Source organism: Pseudomonas sp. DE0010 (genome assembly GCF_007680745.1).
GTDB classification, from domain to species: domain Bacteria; phylum Pseudomonadota; class Gammaproteobacteria; order Pseudomonadales; family Pseudomonadaceae; genus Aquipseudomonas; species Aquipseudomonas parafulva_B.
In genome coordinates, this window is sequence record NZ_VEJQ01000054.1 from 1 (window position 1) to 739 (window position 739).

Consider the following 739-nt stretch of genomic DNA (forward strand, 5'->3'; position numbering starts at 1 on the left):
TGAGCATCTTGGCCACGGTCGGCTGGGCCACGCCGATGCGCGCGGCGATGTCGACCTGACGGGCTTCACCGCCGTCCCGGATGAGGTCGGAAATGAGCTCGACATAGTCTTCGATCAGCTCCTGACGATGCGCCTCGCGGACCTGTTGAAAACCTTCCATATGAATGGATGGATCGACCAACCGATTCAGCAGTTCGTCGTCCTTTGTCATGTTGCCCACCTGAATGACCTTCTCCGCAAAGACCTGAGGCGCGTCGAGAGGACGCGATCGGGCGCCATTTTGACCGAGTTGCGGGCGAATACCAAAGATTCCTTCGCCAATGGGCGTTATCGACGGATGAGATAGAGATTTTTTATTGCTGGATGTGTGAATTTTAGCCTAGGCTAAATTCTCCAAAGGGTAGTCCTACCTTGCCGCACGAGTCCGCCATGAAAGAATCCGCCAGCTACGTCGAGCCTGCCTGGCAGGAGCCTGCGCCGTCCGCCCGGCCCAGCCTTGGGCGGATGAATGCCAGCGTGCCGGTGCCCGAGGGCGGCAGCTGGTTGCGGCGGCTGCTGGCCTTTCTCGGCCCCGGCTACATGGTCTCGGTGGGCTACATGGATCCGGGCAACTGGGCCACGGACCTGGCCGGCGGCTCGCAATTCGGCTACCTGCTGCTGTCGGTGATCCTGCTCTCCAACCTCATGGCCATCCTGCTGCAGGCCCTGGCCGCACGGCTGGGCATCGCCACCGGGCTGG

General features: G+C 61.6%; 1 protein-coding gene and 1 pseudogene. One reads left to right on the forward strand and one right to left on the reverse strand.

The genetic code is table 11. From position 1 onward, the window contains the following. Window positions 1-211, reverse strand: a pseudogene (locus tag FS767_RS21565) (transcriptional regulator MntR); the annotation flags it as partial. Between the two features lie 218 nt (window positions 212-429). On the opposite strand from FS767_RS21565, the gene FS767_RS21570 reads away from it, so the two are divergent. Then, window positions 430-739, forward strand: a 310-nt coding sequence (locus FS767_RS21570) for a divalent metal cation transporter (RefSeq protein ID WP_178102761.1), incomplete at its 3' end; no start/stop codon positions are given.